General features: G+C 55.6%; 20 protein-coding genes. 11 read left to right on the forward strand and 9 right to left on the reverse strand.

Translation table 11 applies throughout. The annotated features are described in order from the left end of the window. Positions 1-144 precede the first annotated feature (144 nt). The 3 genes from ybjG to B4056_RS05075 all read right to left on the reverse strand — a co-directional run bounded on the left by ybjG (position 145) and on the right by B4056_RS05075 (position 3,381). Positions 145-750 (reverse strand): undecaprenyl-diphosphate phosphatase, encoded by a 606-nt coding sequence (gene ybjG / locus B4056_RS05065; RefSeq protein ID WP_071668662.1) that lies wholly within the window; start codon positions 748-750, stop codon positions 145-147. Continuing rightward, on the reverse strand, positions 737-1,492 hold the full coding sequence (locus B4056_RS05070) for a phosphatase PAP2 family protein (RefSeq protein WP_113655683.1): 756 nt from the start codon (positions 1,490-1,492) through the stop codon (positions 737-739). Before B4056_RS05070 ends, ybjG begins: the two co-directional genes overlap by 14 nt. Positions 1,493-1,692: 200 nt before the next feature. Further along, positions 1,693-3,381, reverse strand: a complete 1,689-nt coding sequence (locus B4056_RS05075; RefSeq protein WP_039383465.1) for an aspartate:alanine antiporter — start codon at positions 3,379-3,381, stop codon at positions 1,693-1,695. 251 nt (positions 3,382-3,632) lie between these two features. Between B4056_RS05075 and ybjM the strand changes: the two genes are divergently transcribed. Continuing rightward, complete coding sequence (ybjM, locus tag B4056_RS05080; RefSeq protein WP_039383466.1) at positions 3,633-4,001, forward strand: inner membrane protein YbjM; 369 nt, start codon at positions 3,633-3,635, stop codon at positions 3,999-4,001. A gap of 27 nt (positions 4,002-4,028) precedes the next feature. On the opposite strand, the gene B4056_RS05085 is transcribed toward ybjM, so the two are convergent. After that, complete coding sequence (locus B4056_RS05085; protein WP_039383469.1) at positions 4,029-4,292, reverse strand: GrxA family glutaredoxin; 264 nt, start codon at positions 4,290-4,292, stop codon at positions 4,029-4,031. 195 nt (positions 4,293-4,487) lie between these two features. On the opposite strand from B4056_RS05085, the gene B4056_RS05090 reads away from it, so the two are divergent. The 10 genes from B4056_RS05090 (at position 4,488) to rlmC (ending at position 13,307) form a co-directional block, all read left to right on the forward strand. Then, positions 4,488-4,739, forward strand: coding sequence for a DUF1418 family protein (locus B4056_RS05090; protein WP_039383472.1), 252 nt, complete (start codon positions 4,488-4,490; stop codon positions 4,737-4,739). A gap of 12 nt (positions 4,740-4,751) precedes the next feature. Next, positions 4,752-5,474, forward strand: coding sequence for an oxygen-insensitive NADPH nitroreductase (gene nfsA / locus B4056_RS05095; RefSeq protein WP_039383474.1), 723 nt, complete (start codon positions 4,752-4,754; stop codon positions 5,472-5,474). A 17-nt stretch (positions 5,475-5,491) separates the two neighbouring features. Continuing rightward, complete coding sequence (rimK, locus tag B4056_RS05100) at positions 5,492-6,394, forward strand: 30S ribosomal protein S6--L-glutamate ligase (RefSeq protein ID WP_071668663.1); 903 nt, start codon at positions 5,492-5,494, stop codon at positions 6,392-6,394. An 87-nt stretch (positions 6,395-6,481) separates the two neighbouring features. Next, a complete protein-coding gene (locus B4056_RS05105; protein WP_039383479.1) occupies positions 6,482-6,961 on the forward strand; it encodes a YbjN domain-containing protein in 480 nt (159 codons plus the stop codon). A gap of 460 nt (positions 6,962-7,421) precedes the next feature. Beyond that, positions 7,422-8,531, forward strand: a complete 1,110-nt coding sequence (potF, locus tag B4056_RS05110; RefSeq protein ID WP_071668664.1) for a spermidine/putrescine ABC transporter substrate-binding protein PotF — start codon at positions 7,422-7,424, stop codon at positions 8,529-8,531. Between the two features lie 119 nt (positions 8,532-8,650). Further along, a complete protein-coding gene (gene potG, locus B4056_RS05115; protein WP_148310066.1) occupies positions 8,651-9,784 on the forward strand; it encodes a putrescine ABC transporter ATP-binding subunit PotG in 1,134 nt (377 codons plus the stop codon). 9 nt (positions 9,785-9,793) lie between these two features. Then, positions 9,794-10,750 carry a putrescine ABC transporter permease PotH gene (gene potH / locus B4056_RS05120; protein WP_071668665.1) on the forward strand — a complete coding sequence of 319 codons (957 nt, stop codon included), beginning with the start codon at positions 9,794-9,796 and terminating at the stop codon, positions 10,748-10,750. Further along, complete coding sequence (gene potI / locus B4056_RS05125) at positions 10,747-11,592, forward strand: putrescine ABC transporter permease PotI (RefSeq protein WP_071668666.1); 846 nt, start codon at positions 10,747-10,749, stop codon at positions 11,590-11,592. The genes potH and potI overlap by 4 nt, the downstream gene beginning before the upstream one ends. A gap of 66 nt (positions 11,593-11,658) precedes the next feature. Further along, positions 11,659-12,123, forward strand: coding sequence for a YbjO family protein (locus B4056_RS05130; protein WP_094111975.1), 465 nt, complete (start codon positions 11,659-11,661; stop codon positions 12,121-12,123). Positions 12,124-12,164: 41 nt separating this feature from the next. Further along, positions 12,165-13,307, forward strand: a complete 1,143-nt coding sequence (gene rlmC / locus B4056_RS05135) for a 23S rRNA (uracil(747)-C(5))-methyltransferase RlmC (RefSeq protein WP_094111974.1) — start codon at positions 12,165-12,167, stop codon at positions 13,305-13,307. Positions 13,308-13,331: 24 nt separating this feature from the next. Here the strand turns inward: rlmC and artJ (B4056_RS05140) are convergent, their stop codons facing one another. The 5 genes from artJ (B4056_RS05140) to artP all read right to left on the reverse strand — a co-directional run bounded on the left by artJ (B4056_RS05140) (position 13,332) and on the right by artP (position 17,081). After that, on the reverse strand, positions 13,332-14,063 hold the full coding sequence (artJ, locus tag B4056_RS05140; protein ID WP_039383495.1) for an arginine ABC transporter substrate-binding protein: 732 nt from the start codon (positions 14,061-14,063) through the stop codon (positions 13,332-13,334). Positions 14,064-14,213: 150 nt separating this feature from the next. Continuing rightward, positions 14,214-14,882 carry an arginine ABC transporter permease ArtM gene (gene artM / locus B4056_RS05145; RefSeq protein ID WP_094111973.1) on the reverse strand — a complete coding sequence of 223 codons (669 nt, stop codon included), beginning with the start codon at positions 14,880-14,882 and terminating at the stop codon, positions 14,214-14,216. 3 nt (positions 14,883-14,885) lie between these two features. After that, positions 14,886-15,599, reverse strand: coding sequence for an arginine ABC transporter permease ArtQ (gene artQ, locus B4056_RS05150; RefSeq protein ID WP_113655680.1), 714 nt, complete (start codon positions 15,597-15,599; stop codon positions 14,886-14,888). Between the two features lie 6 nt (positions 15,600-15,605). After that, positions 15,606-16,337 carry an arginine ABC transporter substrate-binding protein gene (gene artJ / locus B4056_RS05155; protein ID WP_288654021.1) on the reverse strand — a complete coding sequence of 244 codons (732 nt, stop codon included), beginning with the start codon at positions 16,335-16,337 and terminating at the stop codon, positions 15,606-15,608. A 15-nt stretch (positions 16,338-16,352) separates the two neighbouring features. Then, positions 16,353-17,081: an arginine ABC transporter ATP-binding protein ArtP gene (gene artP, locus B4056_RS05160; protein WP_039383501.1), complete on the reverse strand. Its 729-nt coding sequence runs from the start codon at positions 17,079-17,081 to the stop codon at positions 16,353-16,355. Positions 17,082-17,272: the final 191 nt, after the last annotated feature.

The following is a 17,272-nucleotide window of genomic DNA, read 5'->3' on the forward strand; positions in this document are numbered from 1 at the left end:
CCTTAGCCCGTCCGCGTGCGGTAATGCCGCTGAAACTGCCAGAAGCCTGGCGGGCGGAACCCCCTCTGTTGCCGCGCGCTGCTCAGCGCTAATCTCTAAGTGCCGCGCGCTGCTCAGCGCCCAGCCCCACGCTGCTCAGTGCTCCTAATCCCTGATCCAGCCCTTACGAATCGGCATTGCAAACAGCACGCGATAAACCTGATGCGTCAGTGCCAGCAGGCGATCGCCATAAAGCTGCCATGCCATCTGCGAGGCCAGGCAGCCCAGCATACCGACCAGGAACCCGCCGATCATATCCAGCGGCCAGTGAACGCCCAGATAGACGCGCGACCAGGCGATAGCGCTGCCGATAGCCAGCAGCAGGATGCCGGACCAGAGCCGGTGCCAGAAAATAAAGGCGAGGGCAAAGGTAAAAATAGTTGTGCCGTGATCGCTCGGGTAGGAGTCATCTGCGGCGTGCATCAGAAACTGGTGTCCAAAGCCGATAGCAAAGGGGCGCGGATGGGGCAGCAGCTGGCCGGTACACCAGGAGATCAGCAGTGCATAGATAAGCGCTATACCGGTTTTCAGTACCAGCGCGCGCTGAGACTGCACCTGTTCACGCGGTCCCCACAGCCAGAGAGCCACAATCAGCAGCGGCACAATCGCAATCAGATCTTTGGCGACAAACGTTGCCAGATTCAGCAGCCAGGCCGGTGACGCTGGCGTGGCATTGATCCATAAAAAAAGGGTGTGGTTAATTGCTTCCATCCCGTTTAGCTATCCTCGTTTTGTTAACCCAAAAAGATATACCGGCCACTGTCAGCAGCTGTGCCAGCCAGACCCACCAGCCGGCCCATAAATTGTGCGAAAAAAAGTGCGCACCGCGCATTACCTGACCAAAACCCATCAGTAAACCCAGTGCGACACCTGCCAGCAGCGCCAGCAGGGCGCGGCGTGGATGCTCCGGCCACCAGAGAAAAAACAGCGCCATCACCGCAAAGCCACTCGATGCATGTCCGCCCGGAAAGCAGCCGCCGGGTCCGCTGCCGGCAGGTACGCTGCCCAGCAACGGAAAAGAGAGCGCCTTACCGCCAAACATCGCCAGATCCCAGGGGCAGGAGTGCGCGCTGTGTGCTTTGATGATCCCCACCACCAGCGGGCCAGGACCAAACAGCAGCGCAACCAGCATCTGCCGCGCATTGCGGGTGCGTATACCCTGAAACAGCAGCAGCACGGCCCCGGCAATAATCACATCCTTAGCGATGCGATGATTAATGAGATCCAGCCAGCGGTTGTGCTGCCAGGGAAAGCGCTGCGTAAGCGGATCAAACCAGTACTGGCTGATAGCGATGTCAGGCTGCTCATTACGTGATAAGTAAATAAACAGGGCTGCCAGAATTGCCAGTAAAATGAAGTTGATAGCGTAAAAGCGGAGTGATAAAGAATAAATAGTCCCGCTCCGATTCCGGTAGCAGGTTGTGGAAGTGTTTAACTTTGATGACAGTTGCATGAAGAGTGATCGTTAAAAAAGTCAGGATCACAGCATGGCGCGATTCGCTTAGCGCAACCTTAAGGCACCCGCGTCAGATATAAAAAAACCCGTCAGTCAATAAGACTGGCGGGCTCCTCAATCCGGGGATTTCAAAGAAAAGCAGTGGCACTTATTCAGACGCTGGCGGCCGGTAAAGGTTCCCGACAGACAAAAATAATTTATCCCGCCAGCACCGGCCAGATAATCACAATCAGCGTGCCGGCCAGCGTCAGTAGCACATTGGCAATCGCATAGGTGCCGGCATAGCCCAGCGCCGGAATATTACTGCGTGCGGTATCGCTGATAATCTCCATGGCTGGCGCACAGGTGCGTGCGCCCATGATGGCACCAAACAGCAGCGCGCGGTTCATGCGCAGCACGTAAGCGCCAAACAGATAGCAGATAACCACCGGCACCAGGCTGACCAGCAGCCCGCTCAGCAGCATCAGGGCACCGGCGCTGCCGAGCCCGTGCTGCAGTCCACTGCCGGCGCTGAGCCCGACGCCTGCCATAAAGACCATCAGTCCGAACTCTTTCAGCATGGTCAGGGCACCCTGCGGAATATAGCCAAAGGTAGGGTGGTTGGCGCGCAGGAAGCCCAGCATGATGCCGGCAAACAGCAGGCCGGCAGCGTTACCAATACCAAAGCTGAAATTGCTGAACTGAAACGTGATCATCCCTATCATCAGGCCGATGATAAAAAAGGCGCAGAAAGCGAGCAGGTCAGTCATCTGACTGTGAATGGCAATAAAGCCGATGCGATCGGCCAGGCTTTTAACACGGCGCGCTTCACCGCTGACCTGCAGCACATCGCCTTTATTGAGCATGATGCTGTCATCGATCGGCATCTCAATCTGGCTGCGGATCACCCGATTCAGAAAGCAGCCGTGATCGGTGAGTTTAAGATGGCTGAGCCGCTTATTTACCGCATTGTGGTTCTTGACCACAATCTCCTCGGTGACGATGCGCATATCGAGCAGATCGCGGTCGAACACCTCTTTACCATTGCGGAAGCTGGCATCGAGCCGGGCGTGGGCGTCAGGATAACCTACCAGTGAGATCTCATCGCCCAGCTGCAGCATGGCATCTCCGTCCGGGCTGGCGAGAATGCCGTTACGCCGCAGACGTTCTATATAGCAGCCGGTCTGACGATGGATACCCAGCTCGCGCAGGTTTTTGCCGCCGCTCCAGGCGACCAGCTCCGGTCCGACGCGATAGGCGCGGATCACCGGTAAAAAAACCTTACGCTGGCTGTCAGCATCCAGACCGCGTTCGCGGGCGATTTGCTGGGCGCAGGTGGGCAGATCCTGATGCTGCAACCGGGGCAGATAGCGGGCGCCGAAAATCAGGCTGACCAGCCCCACCAGATAGGTCAGGGCGTAGCCGAGGCTCAGATTATCCTGCATCATACTTAACTGACGCGGATCGCTGATGCTCTGCCGCAGCGTATCGCCGGCACCGACCAGCACCGGCGTTGAGGTCATTGACCCTGCCAGCATGCCCGCCGTAAGGCCGATATCCCAGCCAAACAGATTGCCAAGAATCAGCGCGACCAGCAGCGCGCTGACCACCATCACAATGGCTAAGAAAAAATAGTTTTTGCCGTCGCGGAAAAAGATAGAAAAGAAGTTGGGTCCCGCCTCCACGCCGACACAAAAAATAAACAGCATAAAACCCAGGCTCAGAGCGTCGGTATTAATCGCAAAATGCTGCTGGCCTAAAATCAGAGAGACAACCAGTACGCCAATTGAATTACCCAGCTGGACGGAACCAAGACGCAGTTTTCCCAGACAGAGGCCGAGCGCTAATACGACAAATAATAACAGAACGTCATTTTTGCTTAACAATTCTGCGACGTTAATGTTCACAGTTTTAACTTCTTATTCACTTGTAACAGGTTGATAGGAGGAGGATTTTTAGCTATCTTAATCAGAGCGGTAAACGCCGGGGCTGGCCTTCCTGTCCCGCCCGATTCTGAAGCGACATTATTCTAAACATTATTATTTGCTTCAGCTATCCGCATTGCTCACTCTTTCTGTTTGTAGCTGTTTCTATTTATTTCCACGCATGTGCGCCAGGCATTAAAAGTTCTGTTTTAACGTTAACGTTGAGGATTGTTATGTTGCAGCGCAGCCATCGCTGGTCCGCATTCGCGTCAGGCGCGACGCTTTATACGCTGGTGTTTATTTTTGCCCACCACTTCTGGAGCGTGCCGCTCCATATGCGGCATGGTCAGCCAGAACTCCTGCTGTTTCTGTTGCCTGGGGTAGCGATTGCGCTGCTGCAGCCCGCCAGCCCGATGGTGTCAACGCTGTGGTCAGCGATAGCGGGAACGCTGCTGGGGATGAGCTGGGTCATGCTGACTGAGCAGGTCAGTCATACGCCGCTGATGGGGCTGGCCTGGAGTCTGAGTGCGTTGTTCTGGGCAGGATGTGGGGCGCTACTGGTTCGTCTGCTGCGCATTATGCTGGCTATGCGCATCGATTAAAAAAAACGGGCCTTATGGCCCGTTTTTTTATGCCTCTATGCCAAGATTCTCTTTGGTCCAGGCAGCAAATTCGGTGTAACCACCGATGTGTCGATCGTCGATAAAAATCTGCGGCACCGTGGTCACCGGTTTACCGGCGCGCGCTTCCAGATCGGCTTTAGTGATGCCGGTTGCCTGAATATCAACATACTGGTAGTTGAAGCTATCCTGGTCGCTGGTCAGCTTAGCGGCTAACTCTTTAGCGCGTACGCAATAAGGGCATCCTGAACGGCCAAAAATCACTGCAATCATTGCTTCTCTCCTTCCGCTGCTGTTTTGTGAGCAAAGTCACAGCACAGCGTGAATAATGGTTCACATCATGCCCGCTCATGCTGCTTAAGAGAAGCAGAAAATACCTGTTACTCTGATGGATGTACGCTATCCCTGACGGCTATGCTGGCAGCAGCGATACGCCGAACCAGACCCGCAAACAGCAGAGGTATCACGATGCGTAACTTTGCAAGATTGCCAAAACCCGTGTTGCTGCTTGAGGCGCTGGGCGCCTGCGCAGTAGCCGGCGCGCTTTTGCTGATGAATAACTGGCTGCCAGCGCCTGCCGCGATTGGGCAAAAGCCGCTGGCTACGCTACTTTTTTTGCTGGGCATTGCGCTGATGCTGCCTGCGGCATGGCTGATTATGTGGCGTACCGCCAAAGTCATGGCCCCGCACCTTTTTGATCATACTCACACCAGGAAATAACCGGAGAACATAATGACGCCGACAATCGATCTGCTATGCAGCCACCGTTCCATTCGTGCTTTTACTGAGCAGGGTATTGATGACGCTCAGCGCCGCGCGATTATTGCTGCAGCGCAGGCGGCTTCTACCTCCAGTTTTCTGCAGTGCTCATCCATCGTACGTATCACCGATCGCGAAAAGCGCCGCGCGCTGGCGGAGCTGGCGGGCGGCCAGTCCTGGGTAACGGATGCACCGGAGTTTTGGGTCTTCTGCGCCGATTTTAACCGCCATCTGCAAATCTGCCCGGATGCTCAGCTGGGACGGGCTGAACAGCTGCTGCTGGGCTGTGTGGATACCGCGCTAATGGCGCAAAATGCGATGGTGGCCGCCGAGTCGCTTGGGCTGGGTGGCGTTTTTATCGGCGGGATCCGCAATAACATTGCGGACGTGACCGCGCTGCTGGAGCTGCCAAAATTTGTGCTGCCGCTGTTTGGCTTCTGTATCGGCTATCCGTCAGCCTCTCCGGATGTGAAACCCCGTATGCCGCAGGCGATGCTGGTCCATGAAAACAGCTATCATCAGGTAGATAAAACAGTGCTGGCAGAGTATGACCAGCAAATCACGGAGTACTATCAGCAGCGCGACAGCAACCAGCGTTCCGAAACCTGGAGCGATCTCATCCAGCGCCTGATCGTTAAAGAGACGCGTCCGTTTATGCTCGATTATCTGCACAGTCAGGGCTGGGCGACGCGTTAAGACAGGAGGACTGCCGCATGAAAATGGCGCTTCTTACCCGCGACAGCACGCTTTACTCCAGTCAGCGGCTGCGCGCAGCCGCTGAGGCACGCGGGCATCAGATTGCGATGATCGATCCGCTCTCCTGCTATATGAATATCAACGCAGCGCTGCCAGCCGTGCATTATCAGGGTGAGATACTCGGTCATTTTGATGCGGTGATCCCGCGTATCGGCACGGCCACAACTTTTTATGGCACCGCGGTGCTGCGCCAGTTTGAGCTGCTTGGCAGCTACCCGCTCAATGAATCGGTGGCGATCACCCGCGCCCGCGACAAGCTGCGCTCGCTGCAGCTGCTGGCGCGCGAGGGCATTGATATGCCGGTGACCGGTATCGCCTCCTCGCCGGATGATACCGGCGATCTGATCCGCATGGTGGGCGGGGCGCCGCTGGTGGTTAAGCTGGTGGAAGGCACCCAGGGAATTGGCGTCGTGCTGGCAGAGACGCGTCAGGCCGCCGAAAGCGTGATTGATGCGTTTCGCGGTCTCAATGCGCATATTCTGGTGCAGGAGTTTATTAAAGAAGCGCGGGGCCGCGATATTCGCTGTCTGGTTATTGGCGATCGCGTGGTGGCTGCCATCGGGCGTGAGGCAAAAGAGGGGGAATTCCGCTCAAATCTGCATCGTGGCGGCACCGCGCACCCTGTTACTATCAGCGACCGGGAGCGTGACATCGCCATTAAAGCCGCGGCAACGCTGGGGCTGGCCGTGGCGGGCGTCGATATTCTGCGTGCCAGCCGCGGTCCGCTGGTCATGGAGGTCAACGCCTCACCCGGTCTGGAAGGTATTGAGGGCTGCACGGGCCTGGATATTGCCACTATGATGATCGACTGGATTGAGCAGCACGCCTGCCCCGGCTATCGTCCTAAAACCGGTGGCTAGATAGCGTTTTCCGGTGGTTTTCGTGGCATCTGACCCCATTTTTCCGTAAGCTAAGGCGCTTATTTATTCACCCCACAGGAAATAGCGATGGATTCACTGGTCGTTCCTGACATCGACATGCTGCGTCGCTGGCTGGATCAACAAAATATCACCTGGTTCGAATGTGATGCCTGCCAGGCATTACATCTGCCGCACATGCAGAATTTTGACGGGGTGTTTGACGCAAAAATTGACCTGGTGGATAACGTTATTCTGTTTTCTGCGCTGGCTGAAGTTAAACCCACAGCGCTTATTCCGCTGGTCGGCGATCTGTCGCAAATTAATGCCAGCTCGCTGACCATCAAAGCTTTTATCGATATTCAGGACGATAATCTGCCCAAGCTGATTGTCTGTCAGTCCCTGAGTGTTACCGCCGGCATCACCTTCAGTCAGTTCACGCACTTTATGAAGCAGAGTGAAGAGGGGGTTTCTATGGTGATTATGGAAGCCTTTGCGAATCACCTGCTGATGATGGGTGAGGAGGAGGAGCGTCCTTCCGGGGTCAGCAGTTCAGGGGTTTTACACTAATTCCGCTTTATATTCACTGCCGCAGACTGCGGCAGTTTTCTTTCTGATTTTCTCCTGCCATTTTTTATTCTGTTATTTGCCCGCTCCCGCCAGATTTTAGTCATGCTTTATGCCGTAACTGCCAGACCACATAGCACAAAAGTGCATAAAATATCGTAAAAAGGCGTTTTTTACGCTGGGGTCTGGTGCGCAGAGATCAGGGGGGCTATTCTTGCGAAGCTGTGCCGGACAGGCTACCGCTCAGCAGCGCTATACTGATTTCAGGAAAGGCCCGCCGTTACGCATCTGCATAGCTACCCATTTGCAGGTTGCTGGCTCACTCTCCCGAGACTGGCTATAGGTATTTACTATTTAACGTCCGCTGAAGAGTGATTCATTGTATGTCTGGCTATTTTCAGACAGGAAATTATCGGATCGGCTGTATGCAGCGTTTATTGACCCGTTCAGGAGAAAATAACAGATGAACAACCAGACAAAAAAATGGTTGCCAGCCGCAGTGGCTGGTGTGGTAATGGCATCAGCTGTTGCTGCTCAGGCAGAAGATAAAACGCTGCACGTCTATAACTGGTCCGATTATATTGCGGCCGATACGGTGCCCAACTTTGAAAAGCAGACCGGCATCAAAGTTGTGTATGACGTCTTTGACTCCAATGAAGTGCTGGAAGGCAAACTGATGGCGGGCAGCACCGGCTATGATGTTGTGGTGCCCTCATCCAGTTTTCTGGCGCGCCAGCTGCAGTCGGGCGTGTTTCAGGAACTCGACAAAAGTAAACTGCCGAACTACAAAAACCTCGATCCGGACCTGATGGCCAAAGTGGCACAGCACGATCCTGGCAATAAATACGCGATTCCTTATCTGTGGGGCACCACCGGCATCGGTTATAACGTTGAGAAAGTCAAAGCCGCGCTCGGTGCGGACGCGCCGGTTAACAGCTGGGATCTGGTGCTGAAACCGGAAAACCTCGAAAAACTGAAAAGCTGCGGTGTCTCTTTCCTGGACGCGCCGGAAGAGATCTTCGCCACGGTGCTGAACTATCTTGGCAAAGATCCCAACAGCGCTGACGCCAAAGATTACACCGGAGCGGCGACCGATCTGCTGATGAAACTGCGGCCAAATATTCGCTATTTCCACTCGTCGCAATATATCAACGACCTGGCGAATGGTAACACCTGCGTGGCGATAGGCTGGTCTGGCGATATTCTGCAGGCGAAAGATCGCGCTGAAAAAGCAAATAACGGCGTTCACCTGGGCTATAGCGTGCCGAAAGAGGGCGCACTGGCGTTTTTTGACATGATGGCGATCCCGAAAGATGCGAAAAATATGGATGCTGCCTATCAGTGGCTGAACTACATCATGGAGCCGAAAGTGATCGCTGAGGTATCCAACAAAATCAATTATGCCAACGGCAATAAAGCGTCGCTGCCGCTGATTAACGCCGACGTCCGCAACAATCCGGGCATCTTCCCGACGCCGGACGCGATGGCGAAGCTGTTTGTGCTCAAGGTCCAGGATCCGAAACTGGATCGCGCACGCACCCGCGCATGGACTAAAGTAAAAAGTGGTAAGTGATTCGTTCTGAACGATATCCCTGACCGGTAACCACAGCAGAGGCGCAGTACGGGCCTCTGCTGTGCCATTCCAGCGGCTGGCTGTGCCGCGCTACCCCGCTTAGCGCCGGAGAAATGTTAGTGAACGACGCGATTTCCCGTCCCCAGAGTAAATCAGCAAAGGCATTAACGCCGCTGCTGGAGATCCGTAACCTGACCAAATCGTTTGAGGGTCAGCACGCCGTAGATGATGTCAGCCTGACTATCTACAAAGGTGAAATCTTTGCCCTGCTGGGTGCATCTGGCTGCGGCAAATCGACGCTGCTGCGCATGCTGGCAGGATTTGAGATCCCCAGCAGCGGCCAGATCGTGCTGGATGGTCAGGATCTCTCTCACGTGCCGCCCTATCAGCGCCCTATTAATATGATGTTTCAGTCCTACGCGCTGTTTCCGCATATGACAGTGGAGCAAAACATCGCCTTTGGCCTGAAGCAGGATAAATTATCCAAAGCAGAAATCGCCAGCCGCGTGGCGGAGATGCTGGCGCTGGTGCATATGCAGGAGTACGCCAGCCGTAAACCGCATCAGCTCTCAGGCGGGCAGCGTCAGCGCGTGGCGCTGGCCCGCAGCCTGGCAAAACGGCCTAAACTGCTGCTGCTGGATGAGCCGATGGGTGCACTGGATAAAAAACTGCGCGATCGCATGCAGCATGAGGTGGTGGATATCCTGGAGCGCGTGGGCGCCACCTGCGTTATGGTCACGCACGATCAGGAAGAGGCGATGACCATGGCCGGACGCATTGCCATCATGAATCGCGGTAAGTTTGTGCAGATTGGTGAGCCGGAAGAGATTTATGAGCATCCTACCAGCCGCTATAGCGCAGAGTTTATCGGCTCGGTTAACGTGTTTGAGGGGCTGCTGCGCGAGCGGCGTGACGAGGGCGTGGTGATTGATAGCCCCGGCCTGATGCATCCGCTGAAGGTACAGACGGATGTCTCCATTGTCGACAATGTCCCGGTCCACATTGCGCTGCGCCCGGAAAAGGTGATGCTGTGCGATACGGTACCGGCTGACGGCTGCAACTTTGCCGTGGGCGAGGTGGCGCATATCGCCTATCTGGGCGATCTGTCGATTTACCACGTGCGCCTGCACAGTGGTCAGATGATCAGCGCGCAGCTGCAGAACGCGCATCGTTTTCGCAAAGGTGCGCCCGTCTGGGGAGATGAGGTGCGTCTCTGCTGGGATGCGGACAGCTGTGTGGTTCTGACGGTCTAGGGGGCGGTTATGAGTCAGATTTCTCCACGACCTCAGCCGGTACTGGCGGGCACGCCACTGCAGCGCTGGGCAACCCGCATGAAGATGCAGCACGGACGCAAACTGGTGATTGCGCTGCCTTACCTGTGGCTGATTTTGCTGTTCCTGCTGCCGTTTCTGATTGTGCTTAAAATCAGCTTTGCCGATATCGCCCGCGCCATCCCGCCTTACACTGACCTGGTGACCTGGGCGGATGACCAGCTGAATGTCGTGCTGAACCTCGGCAACTATTTTACGCTGACGGACGATCCGCTTTACGCTGAAGCCTACCTGACCTCGCTTAAAGTGGCGGCGATCTCCACGGTAATTTGCCTGCTTATCGCCTATCCGCTCGCCTGGGCGGTTGCGCACAGCAAGCCGTCGATGCGCACCATACTGCTGCTGCTGGTGATCCTGCCCTCCTGGACATCATTCCTGGTGCGCGTTTACGCCTGGATGGGGTTACTGAACAATAACGGCATTCTGAATCGCTTTTTGCTGTGGCTTGGCGTTATCGATCATCCGCTGGTGATCCTCTACACCAATACGGCGGTCTATATCGGTATTGTTTACTGCTATCTGCCCTTTATGGTGCTGCCGATCTATACCGCGCTGACGCGTATCGACTATTCGCTGGTGGAAGCGTCGCTGGACTTGGGCGCGCGTCCGCTGAAAACCTTTTTCAGCGTGATTGTGCCGCTGACCAAAGGCGGCATTATCGCCGGGTCGATGCTGGTGTTCATACCGGCGGTAGGGGAGTATGTGATCCCGGAACTGCTGGGCGGCCCGGACAGTATTATGATCGGCCGCATTCTCTGGCAGGAGTTTTTTAATAACCGCGACTGGCCGGTGGCCTCCGCGCTGGCGGTAACCATTCTGCTGATCCTGATCCTGCCGATTATCTGGTTCCACAAGCATCAAAATCGCGCTGCGGGAGAGAAAGCATGAATCAGCTACCGGTTATTCGCTCGCCGTGGCGTACCGCTATTCTGGTGCTCTGCTTTCTGTTTCTCTATGCGCCCATGCTGCTGCTGGTGGTCTACTCCTTTAACAGCTCGCAGCTGGTCACGGTGTGGGAGAGCTTCTCTTTTCACTGGTATCGCGTGCTGTTTCAGGATGAGGCGATGCTCGATGCCGTCGGGCTGAGCCTGACCATTGCCGGGCTTTCAGCCACCATGGCCGTGATACTGGGTACACTGGCGGCGGTGATCATTGTGCGCTTTGGCCGCTTTCGCGGTCACAGCGGTTTCGCCTTTATGCTGACCGCACCGCTGGTTATGCCTGACGTGATTACCGGTCTGTCGCTGCTGCTGCTGTTTGTGGCGATGGCGAACACGCTGGGCTGGCCGGGCGACCGCGGCATGCTGACTATCTGGCTGGCGCACGTCACATTCTGTACCGCTTATGTTGCGGTAGTGATCAACGCCCGCCTGCGCGAACTGGATCGCTCTATTGAAGAGGCCGCGATGGATCTGGGCGCCACGCCGCTGAAGGTGTTCTTTGTGATCACCGTGCCGATGATTGCTCCCGCCATTGTAACCGGCTGGCTGCTGGCCTTTACGCTGTCGCTTGATGACCTCGTGATCGCCAGTTTTGTTACCGGTCCGGGAGCGACCACGCTGCCGATGGCGATCTTTGCCACGGTACGACGCGGGGTGAATCCGGAGATCAACGCGCTGGCGTCGATTATTCTGTTTGTGGTCGGGCTGGTCGGTTTCATCGCCTGGCGCTTTATGGCGCATGAAGAAAAACAGCGTTTGCGTGATATTCAGAAAGCAAAACGTGGCTGAAATCCCGTGAGTTTGCCACTATAAGCAAGGCTGGCGTTGCCAGCCTTTTCTTATGGAGCCTGGGTGATGTCGGAAACGCTGAAAAACGCTGTGTTGAGCTCAACGCCAGTACCGGTAACGATTGCCGGTATTGCGATTATTATTACCCGCTGCCTCAGCGTGATAATGATGGCTGGCGAGCTGGGCTATGAGGAGATGGCCAACTTTGTGCACCGCAGCGCACAGGCCTGGGACTCTACCCTGATATTTATCGCCAGCCAGCTGATTTTTCTGTTTGAACTGCGCTGTGCTTTTACCCTGATGCGCGGCAGCAATCGAGGCCGCTGGGGCTATACGCTCAGCCAGGTTGTGGTAGTGTTGTATATGCTGATGGCGTCGGTGGGCTGGATCTATCCGGAGATATTCAGTATTTCGGGTGAAAACAATCTGCAGATTATTCACCACACGCTGCAGCAGAAATTGCCGGACGTGCTGATTGTGCTGCTGCTGTTTGTGCCGGCCAGCAGTCGCGCATTTTTCCGCATCCGGTGATACAATCGCCCCCCATTTTTTCTCCGAGTACAGGTTGTTCCATGCATTGCGCGCTTTATGACGCTGGCCGCTGCCGTTCATGTCAGTGGCTGGAGAAACCCTATCCGCAGCAGGTCAGCGATAAGCAGGCGCGGCTTGCTCAGCTGCTTGCAGCGATGCCGGTCAGCGACTGGCGGCGTCCGGTGACGTCGGCGGAGCAGGGGTTTCGCAATAAGGCCAAAATGGTCGTCAGCGGCAGCGTGGAGCGCCCGGTTTTTGGTCTGGTGGCGCCTGACGGCGACCCGGTCGATCTCTGCGCCTGTCCGCTCTATCCCGCCAGCTTTGCGCCGGTGTTTGCGCTGCTCAAACCCTTTATCGCCCGTGCCGGTCTTACGCCTTACAGCGTGACGCGCAGGCGCGGCGAGCTGAAGTTTCTGCTGCTGACAGAAAGCAGCGAGGGCGGCATGATGCTGCGTTTTGTGCTGCGTTCAGCCAGTAAGGTGCCGCAGCTGCAGGCGGCACTGCCGTGGCTGCAGCAGCAGCTGCCGCAGCTGAAGGTGATCTCTGCCAATATTCAGCCGGTACATATGGCGATTCTGGAAGGAGAGGAAGAGATTGCGCTGACCGCGCAGCAGGCGCTGCCGGAATGCTTTAATCAGGTGCCGCTTTATATCCGTCCGCAAAGCTTTTTCCAGACTAACCCGCAGGTGGCGGCCGCGCTTTACGCCACCGCGCGCGACTGGGTAGCGGAGCTGAACGTGACCAGCATGTGGGATCTTTTTTGCGGCGTGGGCGGATTTGGCCTGCACTGCGCCACCCCGGAGATGACGCTGACGGGCATTGAGATCAGCGCTGAAGCGATAGCCTGTGCGCAGCAATCGGCGCAGCAGCTGGGGCTGGAGAAGGTGCACTTTGCCGCTCTGGATTCCACCCGTTTCGCTACCTCACGGGAAGATGTCCCGCAGCTGGTGCTGGTTAATCCGCCGCGCCGCGGCATTGGCAGCGAGCTGTGCGACTATTTAAGCGACATGGCTCCGGCTTTTATTCTTTACTCCAGCTGCAATCCTGCCACCCTGGCGCAGGATATTGCCCGGCTTAGTGATTACAACATACAAAAAGTGCAGCTGTTTGATATGTTCCCGCACACTGCTCATTTTGAAGTGTTATGTCTGCTGACACGTAACGATCGGGCGCGTGCTGCATAACGCAGCACGCGCTGAGAAGAGAAATTACTCCGGGAACCACTTCTGGTTGATCTGCTGCCAGCTGCCGTCAGCTTTCAGAGCCGCCAGCGCGGTATTGAACTCATTCAGCAGGTCACTGTTACCCTTACGCACGGCAATACCCAGCCCGTTGCCAAAGTATCCGGCATCGGTCACATGCTCGCCCACGGTAGTGAGATCCTCATTGGCTTTCAGCCACTGACTGACCACGGCGCTGTCGCCAAATACGCCATTGAGGCGGCCGTTTTTCAGGTCGAGAATCGCATTCTGATAGCTGTCATACGCGACCGCTACCACGTCCGGATGCTTTTCAGTCAGATATTTCTGGTGAGTGGTGCCGTTCTCTACGCCGATACGCTTGCCTTTCAGCTGGCTGAAATCGCTGAACTCTCCTTTACGGGCAATGACGATAGCGGAGTTGGCATAGTAAGGCTGGCTGAAATCGACCTGCTTACTGCGCTCGGCGGTAATATCCATACCGGAAATCACCGCATCATAACGGCGGAATTTCAGCGACGGGATCAGGCTGTCAAACGCATTATTTGTGAACGTGCACTCCGCTTTGATTTTCGCACAGAGCGCTTTCGCCAGATCGATATCAAAGCCCACAATCTGATTGTCGTGATCCAGTGATTCAAACGGCGGATAGGTAGCGGAAACGGCGAAACGTATTTTTTCAGCTGCATAAGCATTCACAGTAACCGCAGCGAGCGCTGCGGCGATAATCCATTTTTTCATCATGTCATTCTCATAAGCAAGCCAGAAGCGGAATGCGTGACACAATGCCATTGAATGAATTTTTATGCAATTATTTTGGATAAGTAAGAGTTTGTTATGGGCGGCTGCTCTGACGCCGGCATGGCGCAAAAGCAACCGCTCCGGTGGCGATCAGCTGCGCTGCTCAAATACCAGTGCGCGTTTTTCAATCAGCCGCATCAGCAGCGTCAGCGCACCGTTAACCACCAGATAGATCAGGCCCGCCGCCGCATACACCGTAACGTCATAGGTGCGTCCGTAGAGCATCTGACCGTGGCCCATCACTTCCATCAGCGTGATGGTGTAGGCCAGTGAGGTGCTTTTAAACACCAGCACCACCTCGTTGGAATAGGAGGAGAGGGCGCGCTTAAACGCATAGGGCAGCAAAATACGCAGCGTATCTTTGCGGTTCATGCCGAGCGCGGCGCATGACTGCCACTGACCCGCAGGAATAGCGCGTACCGCACCATAAAATAGCTGGGTGGTGTAGGCGGCGCTGTTGAGCGACAGCGCCAGCATCGCGCACAGCCAGGGCTGCGACAGCAGATGCCAGAGCCAGGGTACGCTCTGAATAGCGGGAAACTGGCCCGGCCCGTAGTAGATCAGGAAAATCTGCACCAGCAGGGGAGTACCGGTAAACAGCGTGATATAGCCTCTTACCAGCAGGCTGGCGACCGGGACTTTCAGCGCCAGCACGACAGTACAGAGCAGCGACAGCAGCAGCGCGGCCGCCAGTGAGGCCAGCGTCAGCGTTAAGCTGGTATGCAGACCTTTTAACAGTTCGGGTAAATAGTCGAGCATGCGTCAGGCTCCCCGCTCAAAACGCGTGGTGCGTAATTCAATGCGGCGTAAAATCGCCTGACTAAACAGCGTAATCACCAGATAGATAGCGGCCGCCACCAGATACCAGGTAAAAGGTTCCTGCGTACGCGTAGCGATACTTTTCGTCTGCAGCATCAGGTCGTTAACGCTAATCAGCGACACCAGCGCCGTATCTTTCAGCAGCACCAGCCACTGGTTGCCGAGGCCCGGCAGCGCATGTCGCCACATTTGCGGCATAATCAGCCGGAAAAAGATGGCAGACTTTTTCATCCCCAGCGCCTGACCAGATTCCCACTGGCCTGCCGGTACTGCTTTCAGCGCACCGCGCAGCGTCTGTGATGCATAGGCGGAATAGAGCATAGCCAGCGCAATCACCCCGCAGAGAAACGGGCTGACATCAAAGTTCTCAATCTGCAGCTGCACCGGAATAGTCACCAGGCCCAGATTAAGACTGAAACCGTCAGAGAGCGTCAGCAGCAGCTGTGAGGCACCAAAATAGATAAAAAGGACGACCAGGATTTCCGGCAGACCGCGGATCAGCGTGACCAGCACGGTGCCGACCCACGCCAGCGGTTTTATGCGCAGCGACTCCCAGCCAGCAAACAGCATCGCCAGCACAAGGCCGGCGATCAATGCACAAACAGCAAGGCCGACGGTTATCCCGGCGGCACTTGCAAGTGAGATCATTTCATTCATCAGAGATTACTGCTGGAACCATTTGCTGTAGATAGTCTTGTAGGTGCCGTCAGCTTTGATCTTATCCAGTGCCGCGTTGAACTTACCCTGCAGTTCAGCGTTGCCCTGACGCACGGCGATGCCCAGGCCGGTGCCAAAGTAATCTTTATCCGTGACCTTTTCACCCAGCGGTGCCAGCGTTGCGTTCTGCTTCAGCCACTCATTGACCACGGCGGTATCACCAAAGACGGCATCGATGCGGCCATTTTTCAGATCCAGTACGGTGTTCTGATAGCTGTCGTAAGGCACGATAGTAATATCGCTATGCTTGTCAGTCAGGAACTTCTGGTGGGTGGTACCGTTTTGTACGCCGACGCGCTTGCCTTTAAGGGCAGCAACATCAGCCAGCTTGCCTTTCTGTGCAATAAAGGTGGCAGAGTTATCGTAGTAAGGCTTGCTGAACAGCACCTGCTTTTCACGTTCCGGCGTGATGTCCATACCGGCCATTACCGCGTCAAAACGGCGGAATTTCAGGCTGGGGATCAGGCTGTCGAACGCCTGATTAGTAAAGGTGCAGGTCGCATCCATCTCTTTGCAAAGGGCGTTAGCGAGATCGACATCAAATCCCTGGATTTTGTTCTCAGCGTCAACAAATTCAAACGGCGGATAAGAAGCTTCGGTAGCGAAACGCAGCGTCTGTGCAGCGGAAGCGCTCAGGCTCAGCGTGGTGAGCAGGGCAGCAAGTACAACTTTTTTCATTATTAGCATCCTGACTTAGTGCGAAAGATAGTGTGCAAACGCGTCGGTTTGCGGCTGTGTAAAGCGGCTGGCATCACCCTGTTCAATGATGTGACCATTCTCCATATAGACCACGCGGCTGGCGGTTTTGCGCGCCACTTCTACCTCGTGGGTCACAATAACCTGCGTGATCTGCGTCTGTGCCAGTTCACGAATAATCGTCACGATCTGCGCAGTAATTTCCGGATCGAGCGCGGCGGTGGGCTCATCGAACAGCAGCACCTGCGGCTCCATCATCAGCGCGCGGGCAATCGCCACGCGCTGCTGCTGACCACCGGAGAGATGCAGCGGAAAACGATCGGCATAAGGCGTCAGGCGCAGGCGCTCCAGCAGCTTATCGGCACGCGCGCGCGCCGCCTCTTTTGTCAGGCCCAGCACCCGGCAGGGAGCCTCAGTGAGGTTTTGCATAACCGTCAGGTGGGGCCAGAGGTTATATTGCTGGAATACCATGCCGACGTTCTGGCGCAGCTCGCGAATCGCGCTGTCAGCAGGCGTTTTGGTAAAGTCAAACTGGTTGCCGGCGATCTGCAGCGTACCAGAACGCGGCAGCTCCAGCAGATTGAGTACGCGCAGGAGTGAGCTCTTCCCGGCACCGCTGGGACCAAGCAGCACCAGCGTCTCTCCCTGCGGACACTCCAGGTTGATGTCAGACAGCGCCTGATGGGCACCGTAAAAGCAGTTAATAGCGTTTAATTGAATACTCATGCGCGCAAAAATAGAGAGCAAATAGTGCCGCAAATCTTAACGTTCCCGGCATAGTTATGCAAATCGGGTGACTTAAAATTTATTAAACAGCGCATTACCCGCTCCGGTGCAGCAGAAAATTGTGCGGCCTGCGTCAGGCGTGGTTTGCGCGACTTTCACGCCTGACGTTAACACCGGTCAGGGGCTCTCTA

Source organism: Pantoea sp. UBA7232 (assembly GCF_002473195.1).
Lineage (GTDB): Bacteria > Pseudomonadota > Gammaproteobacteria > Enterobacterales > Enterobacteriaceae > Pantoea > Pantoea eucrina.